Below are 17,552 nucleotides of genomic sequence, written 5' to 3'. Positions count from 1 at the left end.
GCGATCGGTCGGAGCGCGACGCCAGGCAGGCGTCGCGCTCGGCCGCCCGAAGCACGGCCGGCGCCCTCAGCTCCCGACTGCGGCGAGCGCGGCGAGCGGGATCGCCGTCCAGGTCGGCCGGTTCCGCTTCTCGTACACGGCCTCGTACACGGCCTTGTCGGCCACGTAGGCGTCGAGCAGCACGCGGTGCTCGGCGACCGCGTGGTCATCCCGTGGACCGAGCGCGTCGATGTACGCGTCGAGGAAGTGCTGACGTGCGCGCTGGGACCATTCCAGACCCCTGGCGTGCCGGAGGTCGCGCTCCTCGTCCTCCACCGAGCCGGCGCCGCCCTGCGACATCTCGACCACCCCGGGGGCGTACTCGAACGAGCGGAGCATGCCGGCCACATCGCGCCATGGCGAATCCGGCAGCGCGCGCTCGCGGAACGGTCGGCCGGGCTCGCCCTCGAAGTCGACGATGCGCCAGCCGTGCGCCGTGCGCAGCGTCTGACCGAGGTGCAGGTCGCCGTGCACGCGCTGCACGTCGATGCCGCTGAGAGCGGCCACCGCACGATATGCGGCCCGCAGTCGCTCCGCGTACTGCCCGAGCTCCGGCACCACTGGCAGTGCGCGGTCGAGCCGGTCGCTCATGGCACGCGCGAGCGCGGCCGTGGCATCCGATCCCCGTCGCTCATCCGGGAACCGATCCCGCAGCGACGCGTGCACCTCTGCCATCGCAGTGCCGAGCCGTGCCGCTTCTCCGGCGAAGTCGCCGCCCGACTCCTCGACGCTCTGGGTCGGATCCGCCAGCAGGGTCCGCACGCTCCCCGTGGCGAGCTCGAAGCCGTCGGCGGCGGTGCGCAGGAACTCCTGCAGCATCGCCAGCTGCAGGACCTCGCCGTCGACCTCCACCTCGATCCAGCCGTACAGATCAGCGATGTGCTCCGAGCCTCCGCGAGTGAGTTCCTCATGGATCTCGATGTCGGGATTGAGTCCAGCGCTCACCTTGCGGAACACCTTCATGATCGCGGTGTCGTCGAACCGGATCGAGGAGTTGGACTGCTCGCCCGACATCGTCGATGCGCGCAGCTCCGGATCCAACGCATCCGAGTCGGGCACACGCACGAACCGCAGCCCGTCGATCACGGTCTTCCCGTCATCCTCGGCCGCGATGAACCCGTCGAGCCACAGCGCCATCGCCTCGCGGTCGTGCACCGCGTCGTACAGATGCCGCGCCTCTCCCTCGCCCTCGATCGATCCCACGAAGGCATGGCCGATCCGGTCCTGATACTCCACGTAGCGCGCGAGCGGCACCTGGTAGAGCTCGCTGCCGCCCTCATCGTCCGAGTACGACACCGTCACGAGGTAGACGCCGACGTCCGGACGCTCGCCGTCGCCGGGCAACGCAGCCACCGCTCGCACGTCCGCCACCCGGAACGGGCGGCTCTTGCCGGCGAACCAGCGAGTCCGCACCAGGTAGTCCTCCAGCAGGCCGTGCTCGATGATGCTCACAGTGTCCCCACTTCGTCGGCATCCGCTGCAGGATCCTGCAGCTGGAACCAGAAGAACCCGTGGCCGCCGAGGGTGAGCAGGTACGGCAGCTCACCGATCCTCGGGAACGGCACCCCACCGACGAGTTCGACCGGGACGAGCCCCTCGAACCGTCGGAGGTCGAGCTCGACCGGCTGCGGGAACTGCGACAGGTTGTTGACGCACAGGATCACGTCGACCGTGCCGTCGTCGTTCGTGTGCTCCCTGGTGTACGACAGCACAGCGGGGTTGGAGCCGCCGAGGTCGTTGAAGCTGCCGAGCCCGAATGCCGGGTGCTTCTTGCGGGCGTGGATCATCAGCCGCGTCCAGTGCAGCAGCGAGGAGCGATCCTCCTGCTGCGCCTCGACGTTGACGGCGAGGTATCCGTACACCGGGTCCTGCACGACGGGCCGGGTGAGCTTGCCGGGATTCGCGGTCGAGAACCCCGCGTTGCGATCGGAGGTCCACTGCATCGGAGTGCGGACGCCGTCGCGGTCGCCGAGCCAGATGTTGTCGCCCATGCCGATCTCGTCGCCGTAGTAGAGCACGGGCGAGCCCGGCAGCGAGAGCAGCAGCGCGGTGAAGAGCTCGATGCGGTCGATGTCGTTGTCGAGCAGCGGCGCGAGACGACGGCGGATGCCGATGTTCGCCTTCATCCGCGGATCCTGCGCGTACTCGCTCCACATGTAGTCGCGGTCCTCGTCCGTGACCATCTCGAGCGTGAGCTCGTCGTGGTTGCGCAGGAAGATGCCCCACTGGCATCCGGACGGGATCGACGGCGTCTCGGCGAGGATCTCGCTGATCGGATAGCGCGACTCGCGCCGGACCGCCATGAAGATACGCGGCATCACCGGGAAGTGGAAGCACATGTGGCATTCGTCGCCGCCGACCTCCGGGTCGCCGAAGTAGTCGACGACATCGGCCGGCCACTGGTTCGCCTCCGCCAGCAGCACGCGGCCCGGGTAGTTCTTGTCGACGAAGCGACGCACCTCGCGCAGGAACTCGTGCGTCTCCGGCAGGTTCTCGCCGTTGGTGTCGGGCCGCTCGAACAGGTAGGGCACGGCGTCCAGCCGGAACCCGTCGAGGCCCATGTCGAGCCAGAAGCGCATGGCGTCGATGATCGCCTCCTGCACCTTCGGGTTGTCGAAGTTCAGGTCGGGCTGGTGCGAGAAGAAGCGGTGCCAGAAGTACTGCTGGCGGACCGGGTCCCAGGTCCAGTTGCTCGGCTCGGTGTCGACGAAGATGATGCGGGCATCCTGGTACAGCTCATCCGTGTCGCTCCAGACGTAGAAGTCGCCGTACGGTCCGTCCGGATCGCTGCGGCTGGCCTGGAACCACGGATGCTCGTCACTCGTGTGGTTCATCACGAAGTCGACGATCACCCGGATGTCGCGCGCGTGGGCGGCATCGAGGAAGCGCTGGAAGTCCTCGGTGGTGCCGAGATCGGACTGGATGCCGGTGTAGTCGGCGACGTCGTAGCCGCCGTCGCGCAGCGGTGACGGGAAGAACGGGGGCAGCCACAGGCAGTCCACCCCGAGCCACTGCAGATAGTCGAGCTTGTCGATCAGACCACTGAAGTCGCCTGATCCGTCGCCGTCGCCGTCCTTGAACGAGCGGACGAGCACCTCGTAGAAGACTGCGGTCTTGAACCACTCCGGTGCCGGACTTCCCGGGGTGTCGGGGAATGGTTCCTGGGTGAGGATCGGGATGGATGCCGTCTGCGGAGCCGGTTCTGCAGCATTCGTCATGCGCCCAACGTGTCACAGACGGTCGACCAGCGCTGGCCCCTTGCGCCCTCCGGCGAGGCAGTGTATCCGCGGCCGGATCCCAATACATTGTGCACAATTGAATTGCGTGCAATACTCGAAGCATGCCCGTGACCGATGAGATGGTGTGCTTCTCGCTGTACTCCGCCGCACGCGCGACCACCCAGGCGTACCGGGCAGTGCTCGCCCCCTGGGGACTCACCTACCCGCAGTACCTCGTGCTCGCGCTCCTGTGGAACGAAGGCGAGCAGACCATCGGTGCCCTCGGAGAAGCGATGCAGCTCGACTCGGGCACGCTCTCCCCCCTGGTGCGCCGCATGGAGCAGGCCGACCTGGTCACCAAGGCGCGCAGCGCCGCAGACGAACGCGTCGTCACGGTGCAGCTCACCGAGCGCGGGCACTCCCTTCGCGCGGAGCTGGCCACCGTTCCGGCGAAGATCGCCGAATTCTCCGGCATCCGCGACGACGAGCACCGCCGCCGCCTCATCGCAGAGCTGCACGAGCTGACAGCACTGCTGCAGCACGCCACATCGTCCGAAGCCGGGGCCACGCGCTCCGCCGTCGGCTCCTGACCACCACTCCCGGAAGGAACAGATCCATGGAAGCCATCTACACCGCAGAGGCCCTCGCCACCGGCGCCGGCCGCAACGGGCACGTCGCCACGAGCGATCGCCGCGTCGAGTTCGATCTCGCGATCCCGAAGGAGATGGGCGGCAGCGGCGACGGCGCGAACCCCGAGCAGCTGTTCGCCGCCGGCTACGCCGCTTGCTTCCACTCCGCGCTGCAGTCCGTCGCCCGCGCGCAGAAGATCTCGATCGCGGACTCCTCTGTCGGCTCCCGCGTCGGCATCGGCTCGAACGGCGACGGCGGCTTCGGGCTGACCGTCGAGCTCGAGGTCGTCATCCCCGACCTGCCGCACGACCAGGCGCAGGCCCTCGCCGATGCAGCGCACCAGGTGTGCCCGTACTCGAACGCGACGCGCGGCAACATCGACGTCACGATCACCGTGTCCGATGACTGAGACTCGGGAGACCACCATGAAGGCACTCGTCCACCCCGCATTCGGCGAAGCAGAAGACGTCCTCGCGCTCGAGGAGCAGCCGCTCCCGGAGCCGGCCGCAGGACAGGTACGGCTGCGCATCGTCCTCTCCCCCATCCACAACCACGATCTGTGGACCGTCCGCGGCACCTACGGCTTCAAGCCGGAGCTGCCCGCTCGCTCGGGTACCGAGGCGCTCGGCATCGTCGACGCACTCGGTGAGGGCGTCGAGCACCTGACGATCGGACAGCGCGTGGCCACCGGTGGTACCTTCGGCGCCTGGGCCGAGTACATCGTCGCGAACGCCGCAGGGCTGATCCCGGTGCCGGACGGCCTCCCCGACGAGAGCGCCGCCCAGCTCGTCTCGATGCCGTTCAGCACGATCACGCTGCTGGAGTTCCTCGAGGTGAACGAGGGCGACTGGATCGTGCAGAACGCCGCCAACGGCGCTGTCGGACGGATGCTGGCACAGCTCGGCGCCGCACGGGGCGTCAACGTGCTCGGCCTCGTCCGCCGCGCCCAGGGTGTGGAGGAGCTGCGCGTCCAGGGCATCGAGAACGTCATCTCGACCGACCAGGACGACTGGCGAGAGCAGGCGGCACGCATCACCGGCGGCGCCCCCGTCGTCGCCGGCGTCGACTCGGTCGGCGGCGCAGCATCCGGCGACGTGCTGTCACTGCTGAGCGAGGGCGGCACGCTCGTCGCCTTCGGCGCCATGAACTCCCCCGTCATGCAGATCGCCTCGTCCGACGTGATCTTCAAGCAGGCGACGGTCAAAGGCTTCTGGGGCAGCAAGGTCATGCCGGCGCTCGACCCCGCGACCCGCGGTGCACTGTTCGGCGAGCTCGTGCAGCGCGTCACCGACGGCACGCTCACGCTGCCCGTCGCCGGCGTGTTCGACGCTGCCGACATCGCCGACGCCGTGCGCCTGAGCAAGACGCCGGGACGCGTGGGCAAGGTGCTGCTGAAGTTCTGAGCTGTATCGATCGTGTGGAGGGGCTGCCTGTACGGGCGGCCCCTTCTCGCGTCCCGGGTGGTGCTCGCGCGTCGAGGACTCGAGGGTCAGTTGCGCAGATCGATCTCGGCGACCGTCTCGAGTCGCTCGAGCAGCACCGCGCCGGCGCTCTCCATCGCCGAGAGCGCCGAGACGACCACGACCGCGAGGAGCAGAGCGAACAAGACGATCCCCGGCAGGTTGCGCCGGTGGGTGATCGTGACGACGAGCGCCGCCACAGCGCCGAGGATCGCGAAGGTCTGCCCGGCGATCGACCCGGCGTGCATCCGCAGCGCGGACTCGACCGTCAGCGCACCCCAGCTGTTGGACGCGAGGCTGAGCGCCATCGGGATGACGAAGAGACTGAGGATCAGGATGAGTCGGCGGCGCGTCCACCACGGCGGCGCAGCGGCGCGGACGGGCGGGTCGGCCAGCGAGGTCGTGCTCATCCCGCCACCCTACTGAGCGGCCGAGTCCACGTCGAGGATTGCGCGATGTCGGTACCCCGGCGCACACTCCCTGCATGGAGATCACACTCATGCAGCCAGCGGGCCTCGTGGTCAGTCCCGCATTCAGTCATGTCGCGGTCGTGCCGGCTGGTGCGTCCACGATCTACGTCGGCGGCCAGAACGGCATCGACGAGAACGGTTCCGTCGTCTCGGCCGACGCCGCCGAGCAGTCCCTCCGGGCCGTCGAGAACGCCCGCACCGCGCTCGCGGCCGTCGGGGCCTCGCTCGACGACGTCATCAGCTGGACCGTGCTGATCCATCAGGACGCCGATCTGCGCGCGGCATACGGCGCCGTGGCATCGACGCTCGCCCGGGAGGGTGCGCCGCCGCTCGTGACGGCGGCGATCGTCGCAGGTCTCGGCGTGCCCGGCGCACTGATCGAGGTCGCGGCGGTCGCCGCCGTCATGCTGGGCTGAACGGCGCCGGGCGAGCGGTCGCGCCCCGGCTCAGATCCGTCCCCGCACCGGCGTGCGCTCGACGGTGTCACCGGCATCCGGCATCGTCATCTCGGCACGCACGCCGAGCAGGCGCACTTCGCGCTCCTGATCCAGCGTCGCCGCGAGGGCGAGGGCGGCATCGATGACCTCATCACGGTGCGTGGTCGGGGCCGGCAGCTTGCGTCCGAAGGTCTTGGTGTCGAACGGCGCGTACCGCACCTTCAGGTGCACGCGCATCACCGGTCGACCCTCCGCCGCGCAGTCGTCGAACGCATGACCCGCGAGCTCGTGGACCGCTGCTTCGACCTCGGCCGGCGTCGTGAGGTTCGACTGGTAGGTCGTCTCACGGCTGTGGCTGCGGGCCACCCACGGCGTCTCGTCCACGACATCCGGTCCGAGCCCTGAGCCGAGGCCGTGGTACCAGACACCCATGCGCGGCCCGAACTCCGCCACGACCTCCTGCTCATCCGCGTCGGCGAGTTCACGGACCGTCCGGATGCCGTGCGCGGCGAGCCGCTTCTGCACCTTGGGCCCGACACCCCACAGATCTCGAGTCGGCTTCTCCCCCATCACCTCGAACCAGTTCTGCGCAGTGAGCCGGAACATCCCATTGGGCTTGCCGAACTCGGTGGCGATCTTGGCGCGCACCTTGTTGTCGCCGATGCCGACCGAGCAGTGCAGTCCCGTCGCCTCCAGCACCGCTGCCTGCGCATCCCGCGCCAGCGCATCCGGGTCGTCGGTCGAGGCGCCGAGGAAGCACTCATCCCACCCGATCACCTCGAGCGCGACGCCCGGCAGCGCTCGCAGCGCAGCCATGACCTCCGCTGATGCAGCCTCGTACGCCGCGTGGTCGACCGGCAGGAAGACTGCATCCTCCGGTGCCTTCCGAGCGGCGATCTTCAGCGGCATCCCCGATCCGATGCCGAAGGCGCGCGCCTCATAGGAGGCCGTCGAGACGACCGCGCGTTCCGTCGGGTCCCCGCGCCCGCCGACGATCACCGGGAGTCCGGCGAGCTCCGGTCGCCGCAGCACCTCGACCGCGGCGATGAACTGATCCATGTCCACGTGCAGCACCCAGTCGGCCATGCAACGAGTGTGCCGCCTCGGAGCGCGGATGTCACCCGTGGGCGATCACCCTGTCACCGATCATGTGGTGCGGCTCAGCCTGCGGCGACGCCGATCGCGGTCGCGATCACGGCGAGCAGTGGCAGCGTGCCCTGCATCGCTGCGGCGCGCAGCTTCGTGCGGTCCGACAGCAGGAGCACGAGCGCGGCGGCGAGCATCATGCCGGTGCCGGCGAACACGAGCGTGACGCCGACGGTTCCGGCTCCCATGATCGTCAGGCCGACACCCAGCAGCGCCGTGAGCGCGAGGAACAGGTTGTAGAAGCCCTGGTTGAACGCGAGCTGCTTCATCGTGACGGCATCCGCCTCACTGGCGACGCCGAAGATCTTGCGGGTCTCGGGCTCGGTCCACTTCAGCGACTCGAGCGCGAAGATGAACACGTGGAAGGCGGCGGAGGCCGCCGCGAGGATGAGACCGACGATGAGCATGGGCTGATTCTCCCGCGTGCCGGGTGCCTGCGCCAACACGATGCGCTGGGCGGCGTGTCCGCCGGCGCCGAGTCAGACCAGGAAGGTCGGCAGCAGCCCTGGGTTGTGCGCGTGCACCAGCACCGCGAAGACCACCGCATCGAACAGCAGGTGCACCGTCACCACGTAGGCCAGCGAATGCGTCCGCAGGAAGATGTACCCCTGCAGCAGCGCGAACGGGATCGTCAGGAGCGGCCCCCACTCCCGGTAGCCGAGCTCCCACAGGAACGACACGAAGACGATCGCCTGCAGCACGTTCGCCAGGGCGTCAGGGAAGTGCCGTCGCAGCAGCGCGAACACGGTGCAGATGAAGAACAGCTCGTCCCAGATGCCGACCGCGCCGACGCCCACGAACAGGCGGGCGATGAGATCCGGCGTGTCCACGACGGGCCAGTTCTGGTAGACGCCGCTGGTGATGAAGTAGAACGGCAGGATCAGCCAGCCGAGGATCAGCACGGCGACCAGCCACCCCCACTGCAGCCGTCCCCAGCGCTTGTGCGTGCGCCACGGGAAGCTAATCGCCCGGTCGCGGAACACGAAGCGCGAGACGACGTATGGCACGGCGACCGCGCCGCCGAGTGCCAGCGTGAACCGCAGCATCGCGAGGTTGTCGAGCTCGGCGGCGAGCGGGATCACGCTCACGATCAGCAGGCCGAGCGCGATCAGGGACAGGTCGCGGGTGAGCGAGGGAGCACGGCGACCGCCGACCACCATCGCGGTCTCCAGTCGGGCGCCGGCGCGCACCGTCTGCACCTCCGCCGGGTCGGCTCGCTCGATGAGCCAGGACGAGCCGATACCGAGCGCGAGCAGCACCCAGCCGAGCCACGGGATCTGGACGACGAAGAACGCGGGAGCCGCAGCGCACACGAGCACGGCCGGAGCCACGCCCGGCCACACGGTCGCCGTGCGCTGCACCGCGGTCACGCGCGGGGCCGACGCCGATAGACGAGGTCGCGGATGTCGCGCCCCTTCGCGATGCCCTTGCGCTCGAACGCGGTCATCACGCGACCCTCGAAGCGCTCGGCCCAGTCGCCCTCGAACGCACGCTCGAACAGCGGCTCGGCGTCGAGCACCTCGCGCATCTGCAGCGCGTAGTCCTCCCAGTCGGTGGCGAGGCGGAGCAGCCCGCCGTCGACCAGTGCGCGGGCCGCGTTGTCGGCGAATCCGGAGCGGACGAGGCGGCGTTTGGTGTGCTTCTTCTTGTGCCACGGGTCGGGGAAGAAGATCCATGCCTCGGTGACGGATGCCTCCGGCAGATACGACGAGAGGACCTCGGGCGCATTCGCCTCGACCACGCGGAGATTGCGGGTGCCGAGGCGGTCGGCGTCGAGCATCGTGCGGGCGAGTCCAGCCCGGAAGACCTCGACCGCCAGGAAATCGGTCTCGGGCCGAGCGGTCGCCGCCGCGACGATCGCGTGCCCCTGGCCGGAGCCGATCTCGACGATCAGGTCGGCCGCACGTGCATACTCGGCTGCGACGTCGAGTCTCGCCTCGGGGTGCACGGAGGTCCAGGCGACGTCACGCGGGACGTCGAGCAGATAGTGCGGCGCGAGCTCGGAGAAGGCACGCTCCTGCGCTTCGGACATCCGGCCGCTCCGGCGCACGAAGGACACCGGCTCGTCACGGAAGGTGCGGGGTTCAGGCATGAATCCAGGGTAGTCGGCCAGGCGCAGATGCCAGGACGAGCACGGCACGTGCTCGTCCGCTCACTCCGCCGGCGCCGTGACGAAGTCGATCAGCTCCTCGACGCGACCGAGCAGCTCCGGCTCGAGGTCACGGAAGGTGTGCACCTTGCTGAGGATGTGCTGCCAGGCCCGCCCGGTGTCGCCCTGGGTCTCGGACGGCCAGCCGAGTGCTCGGCAGATGCCGGTCTTCCAGTCGGTGCCCCGCGGGATCTCCGGCCAGCGCTCGATCCCGATGGTGCGCGGCGTGACGCACTGCCAGACGTCGACGAAGGGATGACCGACGATGCGCACGTGTCGTCCATGCGGACCTCTGGCCACAGCATCCGCGATCCTGGACTCCTTCGATCCCGGCACCAGGTGATCGACGAGCACGCCGTAGCGACGAGTCGCGCTCGGAGGCTCTGCCGCGAGCAGCTCGTCGAGCAGGTCAACGCCCTGCAGGAACTCCACCACGACGCCCTCGACGCGCAGGTCGGCGCCCCACACCTTCTCCACGAGCTCGGCGTCGTGCTTGCCCTCGACGAGGATGCGGCTCGGCAGCGCGATGCGCGCGCGCTGATCGGCGACGACGAAGGATCCGGATGCCGTGCGCCGATTCCCCTGCGGCGCCGCGGATGGAACCGTCAGTCGCACGGCGGAGCCGTCGATCAGGAAGCCGCCACCCAGCGGGAACAGCCGCTTGCGTCCGAGCCGGTCCTCCAGCTCGACGGTGCCACCCTGCACACGGGTCACCGCACCGCAGAAGCCGTCATCCGCGACCTCCACGACGAGATCGACCTCGGCAGGGACCTGCGGCACCGGCTTCTTGGCGCGTTCGCGCCATCCGGCTGCCAGCACATCCGATCCGTACCTGTCGTCCATGCCTCCCAGCGTATGCGTCTCCGCTCAGGGCGAACGGCGATCCGGCCACGGATGCTGTCGCGTGTCGGACTCTGTGAATAGACTCGGCACATGGGGGCACGGCGGTCAGTCGGAGGTAGGACGATGAAGACTCGATGGCTGGCGCTGGCCGCGGTGATCGGGGTGACGTTCGCTGGGATGCTCGGTGCCACTGCGGCATCCGCCACCGATCCGCTCACGCTCGATTCCGGGTACGTCACCGACGAAGCGGGCGTCCTGAGTCCGAGTGAGAAGGCGTCCGTCGAAGAGCGATTGCAGGAGTTGAGTGACAACTCCTCCGCCGACCTCTTCGTCGTACTGGTCGACGACTTCACCTCACCCACCGACAACGTCGAGTGGGCCGATACGGTCGCCGAGAACAACAACCTCGGCTCTGAGCAGTATCTGCTGGCGATCGCTGTCGAGGGTCGCAGCTACTACATCTCCGCAGCGCCGGACGGCCCGCTCAGCGACAGCAAGCTCGACGACGTCGAGGGCAAGATCCAATCGCTCGCAAGCCAGAACGACTGGGACGGCGCGATCATCCTCGCCGCAGACGAGATCCAGGGCGACGGCGGAGCCGGTGCGATCAGTGCGGTCCTCGTGATCGCCGGGATCATCGTCGTCGCACTCATCATCTGGCTCATCGTGCGGGCCGTCCGGAAGTCCCGCCGCGAGGCCGAGGTCCGCAGGCGCGGGGCCATGCCCGAGACGCCCGACCCGAACGACCCGTTCTCCACCCTCACCGACGAGCAGGTGCAGACGCAGGCCGGGTCAGCCCTCGTGCAGGCAGATGACGCCATCACCTCCAGCCGTGAGGAGCTCGGCTTCGCCGTGGCGCAGTTCGGCGACGCGGCCACCGCCGAGTTCTCGAAGGCCGTCGACGTCGCGAAGGCGAAGATGTCCGAGGCCTTCGACCTCAAGCAGAAGCTCGACGATGAGATCGAGGACACGGTCCAGGATCGCCGCGCCTGGCACATCCGCATCATCCAGCTCGCCGACGAGATCGACGATGTCCTCGACGAGAACACCGAGGCGTTCGACGAGCTGCGCAAGCTCGAGCAGAACGCCCCGCAGGAGCTCGAACGCGTTCGCGCCGAACGAGCCGCGCTGCAGCCGATCCTGGCCGCTGCGGCACCGGCCCTCGCTGCACTCACCGCGACGTACGATGCCGCAGCGCTGAGCACGGTGACCGACAACCCCGCACAGGCGCAGGAGCGCGCCGCCCTGGCGGATCACTCGATCGACGCGGCCGCCCAGGCGATCGCCGCGGGTGAGACCGGGTCAGCGGCGTTCGCGATCCGCACCGCCGAGCAGTCCGTCGCCCAGGCCGGTCAGCTCGCGCAGGCGATCACGTCACTCGGCACAGACCTCTCCGCGATCGAGGCGCAGGCGCAGGCGCTGGTCGCCGAGCTCCAGGGCGACATCGAGGCCGCGCAGCAGCTGCCCGATCCCTCCGGCACCATCGCAACCGCCGTGTCTGCGACCGCAGCCGAGCTGCAGCGGGCACAGACGAACCTCAGCGGCTCCGCCCGCAGCCCGCAGGCCGCCCTTGCCGCACTGACCGCGGCGAACGCGCAGATCGACGCAGCGATCGCGCAGGGTCGCGAGAGCGTGCAGCGTGCGGCGCGCACCGCGCAGATGCTCGAGCAGACGCTGGCGCAGGCCGGCTCCGAGATCCGTGCAGCCCGCGAGTACGTCGAGACCCGCCGTGGCACGGTCGGGTCGACGGCACGCACCAGGCTCTCGCAGGCCGAGGCGAGCCTCACGCAGGCGCTGAATCTGCGCACCACGAACACCGAAGCAGCGCTCACCGAGGCGACCCGAGCACTCGACCTCGCACGGCAGGCCACGGCATCCGCGCAATCCGACGTGCAGGCCTACAACCCGAACCGCTACGACGACAGCGGGTGGGGCGGCGGGCCGTTCGGCGGCAGCTCGGGCGGTGGCGGCGGTTCTGGTCTCGGCGGTGACATCCTCGGCGGCATCATCGGCGGCCTCCTCTCCGGCGGGGGCGGGGGCGGGAGCCGCTCGTCCTCACGCAGCAGCAGCTGGCGTTCGAGCGGCGGCGGCGGATTCCGCAGCTCCGGCTTCGGCGGCGGGGGACGCTCGAGCGGCGGCCGCAGCGGCCGTTCAGGAGGTCGACGCTTCTGAACCTCACAACACTCCCGAACCTCATAGGCACATGCGACACGCTTCAACGACGGCCCTCTGAAAGGAACCACCCATGACCAAGCAGTCCATCTTCGGGCGTATCTCCACGCTCGTCCGCGCGAACATCAACTCCCTCCTGGACTCTGCGGAAGACCCGCAGAAGATGATCGACCAGCTCGTCCGCGACTACACCAACAGCATCGCCGACGCGGAGTCCGCGATCGCCGAGACGATCGGCAACCTGCGCCTCCTCGAGCGCGACCACGAGGAAGACGTCCAGTCGGCGACGGAGTGGGGCAACAAGGCACTCGCCGCCAGCCGCAAGGCAGACGAGATGCGCACCAAGGGCGACGCGACGGATGCCGACAAGTTCGACAACCTCGCCAAGATCGCGCTGCAGCGCCAGATCAGCGCCGAACGCGAGGCGAACGGCGCCGAGCCGCAGATCGCCGCGCAGACCGAGATCGTCGACAAGCTCAAGAGCGGCCTCAACGGCATGAAGGACAAGCTCGGCGAGCTGAAGAACAAGCGCAGCGAGCTGCTCGCACGCGCCAAGGTCGCCGAGGCGCAGACCAAGGTGCAGGACGCCGTCGGCTCGATCAACGTGCTCGACCCCACCAGCGAGCTGGGCCGCTTCGAGGACAAGGTCCGCCGCCAGGAGGCCATCGCGCAGGGCAAGATCGAGCTCGCAGCATCGAGCCTCGACGCGCAGTTCGAGAGCCTGGAAGACCTCGGCGAGCTGACCGAGGTCGAGGCACGCCTCGCCGAGCTCAAGGCCGGCAGCACCGCACCGCGCCAGGCCATCGAAGGCAACTGACACCACCCGTTGATGCCCCGGACGTCCGAGTCCGGGGCATCAGCACTTTCCCCGGAGGCACTCATGGTGCGATTCCTCGTCGTCCCGCAATGGCAGGGCTCCCCGGCCGCCCGCGCGATGCTGCTCGTCGATGGCGCATCGGCGATCGCGGGTGATCTGCCCCGCAGTTCCACCACCGTGCTCGACGTACCGGTCGAGGCGGGGGAATCGCTGGGCACCGGCGTCAGACGCCTGAGTGCCCTGATCCGGACGCGAGAACTCGTCAGGGATCACCTCACCGCCGACACGGTCGTGATCGGCGGCGACTGCAGCGTGACGGTCGCTGCGCTCGATGCCCTCCCCGGCGGCACCGACGATCTCGCCGTGGTCTGGTGCGACGCGCATCCGGATCTGCACACGCCGGGCTCCTCCCCCTCCGGCGCGTTCTCCGGCATGGCGCTGCGTGCAGTGCTCGGCGAAGGCGAGGAGCAGCTGACGCTCGCACCCGGCGTCCCGCGCGAGCGCATCGTGACGGTCGGCGTGCGCGAGCTCGACGAGGCCGAGGACGATCTGCTCGCCTCGCTGTCATCCCTCTCCGCCACCGACATCGACCGCGTGGACGCACTCGTCGAGGCTGTGCGCGCGACCGGCGCGTCCCGCGTGTGGGTGCACATCGACGTCGATGTGCTCGACCCCGCAGACTTCGCGGGAGTCTCGTCCTCGGTCCCATTCGGCGTCTCACCGGCGTCGCTGAGCGCGGCAATCCGCCGCCTGCGTGAAGAGATCCCGCTGGCGGGCGCCACGATCTCCGGCTTCGCGCCACGTACGCCGGTCGATGCCGTCGACGATCTCGGCGCGATTCTTCGACTGGTCGGAGCCGTCGCATGACACAGGACTGGCGGCCCACGGCCGACGCAGCGCTCGCCCGGGGACGACGCTTCGATCGCCGCATCCCCTCATTCCTGCTGCGCTCCCCCATCAGCAGGCTCGGCTACGCCTGGGGCACCGCGGTCGGCTGGATCTGGGGCTCGATCTGGAGCACCGGCCCGGTCGAACGGCACAACGGGCTCTGGGTGTTCCGGGGCATGCCGAACTGGGCATTCAACCGCGGCGGCGTGTGCGTCGGCGGCTGCTTCCTGACCGGCGACGCGAAGCTGACCGGGGCCGTGCTGCGGCATGAGGCCGTCCACAAGGAGCAGTGGCTGCGTTACGGGTTCCTGATGCCGTTCCTGTACTGGGCAGCAGGAAGGGATCCGCTGCAGAACCGCTTCGAGATCGAAGCAGGGCTCGAAGACGGCAACTACGTTCGCCGCTCGCGCTAGCCGAGGAACGTCAGCGGCGAGCTCAGTGCTCGGCGCGGAGCAGCCCGAAGCGTTCGGGCACCCGGATCTGCGTCGGCTCGATGTCGAGCGCAGTCGTCAGGTGGTCGACGATGTCGGCGGTTCCGAGGTATCCACCGAGCAGGGTGATGTGCGTCTCGAACTCGTCATCGCAGAGCATCTCGTCGGCCCAGGCGCAGGTCGCGCGCGTCAGGGCCTCGCCGGGAGCGCAGGACCGACCGGTGCCGGGTGCGCCGGAGCGCTGCTCGCGAGCGAGCCAGGTCACCGTCATGCGCCCCGGTGCGTCGATCACGCCGATATCTGCCGCCGTGGGGACCTCGACGAAGATGCGGCCGGATGCACACAACGGCAGCGTCGCGAGGAACGTCTCGAGCTCGAGGAGCGAGCGCTCGTCCGCCGTCACCAGGTGGTGCGCGCGTCGACGGGCTGCACGGCGCTCGGCGCGTGTGCTGCGGGTGTCGAAGGACGTTTCCATGATGCATCCATCGTACACCAAGTGAAGGCTTGCCTAACCTTGGTCGGCAGGTCCCGTCGCTGCGGGTTCCACGAGCACATCGTGCAGCGCACGCAGTTCATCCTCGGTGAGCCCCTGCGCGCGGAGGTAGTCGGATGCCGACCCCCAGCGCTCGTCGATGCTCTCCAGCAGTCGGCGCATGACCGGAGCCGGCGACTGCGTCGCGAGCGCCAGGGCATGCACGGCCTCCGGGTGCTGCGACCGGAGGTACGCGGCCAGCATGCGTGAGCGCTCCGGCGGCAGCTGCGATTCCGTGAGGGCGTAGTCCGCGATCACGGCCTCCCGATCCGCGCCGACCGCAGACAGGGCCAGCGCCACGGTCACACCGGTGCGGTCCTTGCCCACGGTGCAATGCACGAGCGTCGGCTCGCCCGCCGCGATGATCCGTACTGCGGCTGCGAGACGCTCGCCGCTCTCCTCGAGCAGATGCAGGTAGAGCTCGTCGAGGCTCGTGTCGGTCTCGAAGAACGAGCGGACCGAACCGAGGAACAGGGGCAGATGCGTGGTCTCCGGTCCTTCGATCTCGGAGGGCTCGTTCGCGACCTCCTCGCCGTCGCGGAGATCGATGATGTGTCGCACGCGAGCGCCGAGCGCGGCGGCACCGTCCGCGGTCGCGGTCGACAGCTGGCCTGAACGCAGCAGCATGCCGGACCGGACGCGTCCGCCACCCGCCGTCGGGATCCCACCGACATCGCGGACGTTGGTGATGCCGTCGAACTCGAGGATCGTCATGCGGACATCTGCGCCGGGCGCGGCGGCACCGGGTAGCGACCGGCGATCACGATGCGGTTGAACGCGTTGATCGAGACGCATGCCCAGCTCAGCGCGGCGTACTCCTTCTCGGTGAACACGCTGCCGACAGCGTCATAGAGCTCGTCGGAGATGCCGTCCTCGGCGATGAAGGTGAACGACTCGGCGAGCTCGAGCGCCGCGCGCTCCCGGTCGCTGAAGACGCCGCTCTCGCGCCAGGTGGAGATCTGGGTGATCGTGTCGGTGTCGACCCCGGCGGCGACGGCTCGATCGACGTGGATCCGCACACAGAACGCGCAGCCGTTGAGCTGCGAGCAGTGGATCATGACGAGTTCCTTGAGTCGCTCGTCGATCCCGTTGTCGGCACAGATCTTGCCGACAGTCCGGGAGAACGCGTCCAGCGCCTGATACGCCTCCGGCTCCGTCTTGGACAGGTGCACTCGCGTCTCGCTCATGGCTCAATGATATTCCGGTGAGCGATCCCAGGGACCGGGCACTTCCCAGTCTCCGAAATGCACTTCGATCAACATGCGAAGAATAAATTGATCGTAACGCTGAGTAATCTCTGGACTTCAGTTGTCACATCGCTCCCGCATTTCTCGGTGACCGCGTGTCGGGAGCAGAATGATGACGTGGCGACCGACATCACTGAGTTCAGCTATCTTCCCGCACAGGCCGAGGCCCTCGGCGTTCCTGTTCCGGACGTGGAGCGACTCACCCTCACCCTCGCGGACGGACGCACGATCAGTGCGCTGAAGTTCGGCACCGAGGCACCCCTCGTCACCCTGCTGCACGGCGCCGGTCTGAATGCCCACACCTGGGACACGACGGCCCTCGCGATCGCGCGTCCGCTGCTCGCGATCGATCTCGCCGGACACGGCGACTCCTCGTGGCGCGAGGACCGCGATTACACGCCGCGCACGCTGGCGGCGGACGTCGCCGCCGCGCTGGACGCCTGGACCGAAGACCCGCAGATCGTGGTCGGTCAGTCGCTCGGCGGTCTGACCGGAGCGGCACTCGCAGCATCCCGTCCAGATCTCGTGGCGGAGCTCATCGTGGTCGACATCACCCCCGGTATCGATGTCTCGGCGGGGCCCGCCGCACTGCGCGAGTTCTACGCAGGACCCACCGACTTCGCCACGCGCGACGAGCTCGTCGACAAGGCGATCTCGCTCGGCTTCGGTGGTACGCGCCCGGAGACGGAGCGCGGGGTGTTCCTCAACACCCGCGTCCGCCCGGACGGACGCGTCGAGTGGAAGCACCACTTCGCGCACATCGCTGCCGAGGCGCTCTCTGCCCACGACTCTGGCACCGAGGCCTCCCCCTCCGTGCTGCATCAGACGGGCTGGGACGACCTCGCCGGTGTCACGGCCCCGCTCACACTCGTCCGCGCCGCACGCGGATTCGTCAGCGAGGATGACGCCGCGGAGTTCCAGCGGCATCTCCCCGCAGCACGCATCGACGTCATCGATGCGACCCACAACGTCCAGGAGACGGCGCCGCTGCTGCTCGCCGCTCTCGTCACGTCATCCGACCGGCTGGCCGGATTGTGACGTTCCGTTCCACATCTCACCCGCACCCCCACTCC

20 protein-coding genes are annotated in these 17,552 nt (G+C 68.9%); 9 read left to right on the top strand and 11 right to left on the bottom strand.

Features of this window, described 5'->3' with window-relative positions; all coding sequences use genetic code 11:
- Positions 1-66: 66 nt before the first annotated feature.
- Both V7Z82_RS01350 and treS read right to left on the bottom strand, forming a co-directional pair.
- Positions 67-1,491 (bottom strand): maltokinase N-terminal cap-like domain-containing protein, encoded by a 1,425-nt coding sequence (locus tag V7Z82_RS01350; protein ID WP_334147202.1) that lies wholly within the window; start codon positions 1,489-1,491, stop codon positions 67-69.
- On the bottom strand, positions 1,488-3,257 hold the full coding sequence (gene treS / locus V7Z82_RS01345) for a maltose alpha-D-glucosyltransferase (protein WP_334147200.1): 1,770 nt from the start codon (positions 3,255-3,257) through the stop codon (positions 1,488-1,490). Before treS ends, V7Z82_RS01350 begins: the two co-directional genes overlap by 4 nt.
- Positions 3,258-3,379: 122 nt before the next feature.
- Here treS and V7Z82_RS01340 point away from each other — a divergent pair, with 122 nt between their 5' ends.
- The 3 genes from V7Z82_RS01340 to V7Z82_RS01330 are packed head-to-tail and all read left to right on the top strand — an operon-like array spanning position 3,380 to position 5,290.
- Positions 3,380-3,847, top strand: a complete 468-nt coding sequence (locus V7Z82_RS01340) for a MarR family winged helix-turn-helix transcriptional regulator (RefSeq protein ID WP_334147198.1) — start codon at positions 3,380-3,382, stop codon at positions 3,845-3,847.
- A gap of 26 nt (positions 3,848-3,873) precedes the next feature.
- The gene (locus tag V7Z82_RS01335; protein ID WP_334147196.1) at positions 3,874-4,296 is read left to right on the top strand and encodes an organic hydroperoxide resistance protein; all 423 of its coding nucleotides are present in this window, start codon (positions 3,874-3,876) and stop codon (positions 4,294-4,296) included.
- 16 nt (positions 4,297-4,312) lie between these two features.
- Positions 4,313-5,290 carry a zinc-binding dehydrogenase gene (locus V7Z82_RS01330; protein WP_334148311.1) on the top strand — a complete coding sequence of 326 codons (978 nt, stop codon included), beginning with the start codon at positions 4,313-4,315 and terminating at the stop codon, positions 5,288-5,290.
- An 86-nt stretch (positions 5,291-5,376) separates the two neighbouring features.
- Here the strand turns inward: V7Z82_RS01330 and V7Z82_RS01325 are convergent, their stop codons facing one another.
- Positions 5,377-5,757 (bottom strand): hypothetical protein, encoded by a 381-nt coding sequence (locus V7Z82_RS01325; RefSeq protein WP_334147194.1) that lies wholly within the window; start codon positions 5,755-5,757, stop codon positions 5,377-5,379.
- A 74-nt stretch (positions 5,758-5,831) separates the two neighbouring features.
- Here V7Z82_RS01325 and V7Z82_RS01320 point away from each other — a divergent pair, with 74 nt between their 5' ends.
- Positions 5,832-6,233 (top strand): RidA family protein, encoded by a 402-nt coding sequence (locus tag V7Z82_RS01320; RefSeq protein WP_334147190.1) that lies wholly within the window; start codon positions 5,832-5,834, stop codon positions 6,231-6,233.
- Positions 6,234-6,263: 30 nt separating this feature from the next.
- Here V7Z82_RS01320 and V7Z82_RS01315 read toward each other — a convergent pair whose 3' ends face one another.
- The 5 genes from V7Z82_RS01315 to V7Z82_RS01295 form a co-directional block, all read right to left on the bottom strand.
- On the bottom strand, positions 6,264-7,340 hold the full coding sequence (locus V7Z82_RS01315; protein WP_334147188.1) for a DNA polymerase IV: 1,077 nt from the start codon (positions 7,338-7,340) through the stop codon (positions 6,264-6,266).
- Between the two features lie 74 nt (positions 7,341-7,414).
- The gene (locus V7Z82_RS01310; RefSeq protein WP_334147186.1) at positions 7,415-7,807 is read right to left on the bottom strand and encodes a DUF1304 domain-containing protein; all 393 of its coding nucleotides are present in this window, start codon (positions 7,805-7,807) and stop codon (positions 7,415-7,417) included.
- Between the two features lie 72 nt (positions 7,808-7,879).
- Positions 7,880-8,770, bottom strand: a complete 891-nt coding sequence (locus tag V7Z82_RS01305; RefSeq protein WP_334147184.1) for a CPBP family intramembrane glutamic endopeptidase — start codon at positions 8,768-8,770, stop codon at positions 7,880-7,882.
- Positions 8,767-9,492: a tRNA (guanosine(46)-N7)-methyltransferase TrmB gene (trmB, locus tag V7Z82_RS01300; RefSeq protein ID WP_334147182.1), complete on the bottom strand. Its 726-nt coding sequence runs from the start codon at positions 9,490-9,492 to the stop codon at positions 8,767-8,769. The genes V7Z82_RS01305 and trmB overlap by 4 nt, the downstream gene beginning before the upstream one ends.
- A gap of 60 nt (positions 9,493-9,552) precedes the next feature.
- On the bottom strand, positions 9,553-10,392 hold the full coding sequence (locus tag V7Z82_RS01295) for a DUF3097 domain-containing protein (RefSeq protein ID WP_334147180.1): 840 nt from the start codon (positions 10,390-10,392) through the stop codon (positions 9,553-9,555).
- A gap of 123 nt (positions 10,393-10,515) precedes the next feature.
- Between V7Z82_RS01295 and V7Z82_RS01290 the strand changes: the two genes are divergently transcribed.
- From V7Z82_RS01290 to V7Z82_RS01275, 4 genes are all read left to right on the top strand, one after another.
- Entirely contained in the window at positions 10,516-12,564 is a 2,049-nt protein-coding gene (locus tag V7Z82_RS01290; protein ID WP_334147178.1) for a TPM domain-containing protein, read from the top strand.
- Between the two features lie 73 nt (positions 12,565-12,637).
- The gene (locus V7Z82_RS01285; protein WP_334147177.1) at positions 12,638-13,381 is read left to right on the top strand and encodes a PspA/IM30 family protein; all 744 of its coding nucleotides are present in this window, start codon (positions 12,638-12,640) and stop codon (positions 13,379-13,381) included.
- Between the two features lie 63 nt (positions 13,382-13,444).
- Positions 13,445-14,248 carry an arginase family protein gene (locus V7Z82_RS01280; protein WP_334147175.1) on the top strand — a complete coding sequence of 268 codons (804 nt, stop codon included), beginning with the start codon at positions 13,445-13,447 and terminating at the stop codon, positions 14,246-14,248.
- Positions 14,245-14,682, top strand: a complete 438-nt coding sequence (locus V7Z82_RS01275) for a Fe-S oxidoreductase (RefSeq protein WP_334147173.1) — start codon at positions 14,245-14,247, stop codon at positions 14,680-14,682. Before V7Z82_RS01280 ends, V7Z82_RS01275 begins: the two co-directional genes overlap by 4 nt.
- A 22-nt stretch (positions 14,683-14,704) precedes the next feature.
- On the opposite strand, the gene V7Z82_RS01270 is transcribed toward V7Z82_RS01275, so the two are convergent.
- The 3 genes from V7Z82_RS01270 to V7Z82_RS01260 are packed head-to-tail and all read right to left on the bottom strand — an operon-like array spanning position 14,705 to position 16,419.
- A complete protein-coding gene (locus V7Z82_RS01270; protein ID WP_334147171.1) occupies positions 14,705-15,175 on the bottom strand; it encodes an SIP domain-containing protein in 471 nt (156 codons plus the stop codon).
- Positions 15,176-15,208: 33 nt separating this feature from the next.
- Complete coding sequence (locus tag V7Z82_RS01265; protein ID WP_334147168.1) at positions 15,209-15,946, bottom strand: tyrosine-protein phosphatase; 738 nt, start codon at positions 15,944-15,946, stop codon at positions 15,209-15,211.
- Positions 15,943-16,419: a carboxymuconolactone decarboxylase family protein gene (locus V7Z82_RS01260; RefSeq protein WP_334147167.1), complete on the bottom strand. Its 477-nt coding sequence runs from the start codon at positions 16,417-16,419 to the stop codon at positions 15,943-15,945. The genes V7Z82_RS01265 and V7Z82_RS01260 overlap by 4 nt, the downstream gene beginning before the upstream one ends.
- Positions 16,420-16,596: 177 nt before the next feature.
- On the opposite strand from V7Z82_RS01260, the gene V7Z82_RS01255 reads away from it, so the two are divergent.
- Positions 16,597-17,517, top strand: coding sequence for an alpha/beta fold hydrolase (locus tag V7Z82_RS01255; RefSeq protein WP_334147165.1), 921 nt, complete (start codon positions 16,597-16,599; stop codon positions 17,515-17,517).
- Positions 17,518-17,552 lie beyond the last annotated feature (35 nt).

The organism is Microbacterium sp., from assembly GCF_036823965.1.
Lineage (GTDB): Bacteria > Actinomycetota > Actinomycetes > Actinomycetales > Microbacteriaceae > Microbacterium.
This window is presented reverse-complemented; position numbering and strand designations above follow the sequence as displayed.

Bases quoted from the DNA above. Each gene is read 5' to 3' on its own strand.
- V7Z82_RS01320 (WP_334147190.1), top strand. From the start codon at position 5,832: ATGGAGATCACACTCATGCAGCCAGCGGGCCTCGTGGTCAGTCCCGCA.
- V7Z82_RS01335 (WP_334147196.1), top strand. From the start codon at position 3,874: ATGGAAGCCATCTACACCGCAGAGGCCCTCGCCACCGGCGCCGGCCGC.
- treS (WP_334147200.1), bottom strand. From the start codon at position 3,257: ATGACGAATGCTGCAGAACCGGCTCCGCAGACGGCATCCATCCCGATC.
- V7Z82_RS01280 (WP_334147175.1), top strand. From the start codon at position 13,445: ATGGTGCGATTCCTCGTCGTCCCGCAATGGCAGGGCTCCCCGGCCGCC.
- V7Z82_RS01260 (WP_334147167.1), bottom strand. From the start codon at position 16,419: ATGAGCGAGACGCGAGTGCACCTGTCCAAGACGGAGCCGGAGGCGTAT.
- V7Z82_RS01295 (WP_334147180.1), bottom strand. From the start codon at position 10,392: ATGGACGACAGGTACGGATCGGATGTGCTGGCAGCCGGATGGCGCGAA.
- V7Z82_RS01325 (WP_334147194.1), bottom strand. From the start codon at position 5,757: ATGAGCACGACCTCGCTGGCCGACCCGCCCGTCCGCGCCGCTGCGCCG.
- V7Z82_RS01340 (WP_334147198.1), top strand. From the start codon at position 3,380: ATGCCCGTGACCGATGAGATGGTGTGCTTCTCGCTGTACTCCGCCGCA.
- V7Z82_RS01275 (WP_334147173.1), top strand. From the start codon at position 14,245: ATGACACAGGACTGGCGGCCCACGGCCGACGCAGCGCTCGCCCGGGGA.
- V7Z82_RS01265 (WP_334147168.1), bottom strand. From the start codon at position 15,946: ATGACGATCCTCGAGTTCGACGGCATCACCAACGTCCGCGATGTCGGT.
- V7Z82_RS01330 (WP_334148311.1), top strand. From the start codon at position 4,313: ATGAAGGCACTCGTCCACCCCGCATTCGGCGAAGCAGAAGACGTCCTC.
- V7Z82_RS01285 (WP_334147177.1), top strand. From the start codon at position 12,638: ATGACCAAGCAGTCCATCTTCGGGCGTATCTCCACGCTCGTCCGCGCG.
- trmB (WP_334147182.1), bottom strand. From the start codon at position 9,492: ATGCCTGAACCCCGCACCTTCCGTGACGAGCCGGTGTCCTTCGTGCGC.
- V7Z82_RS01290 (WP_334147178.1), top strand. From the start codon at position 10,516: ATGAAGACTCGATGGCTGGCGCTGGCCGCGGTGATCGGGGTGACGTTC.
- V7Z82_RS01270 (WP_334147171.1), bottom strand. From the start codon at position 15,175: ATGGAAACGTCCTTCGACACCCGCAGCACACGCGCCGAGCGCCGTGCA.
- V7Z82_RS01315 (WP_334147188.1), bottom strand. From the start codon at position 7,340: ATGGCCGACTGGGTGCTGCACGTGGACATGGATCAGTTCATCGCCGCG.
- V7Z82_RS01310 (WP_334147186.1), bottom strand. From the start codon at position 7,807: ATGCTCATCGTCGGTCTCATCCTCGCGGCGGCCTCCGCCGCCTTCCAC.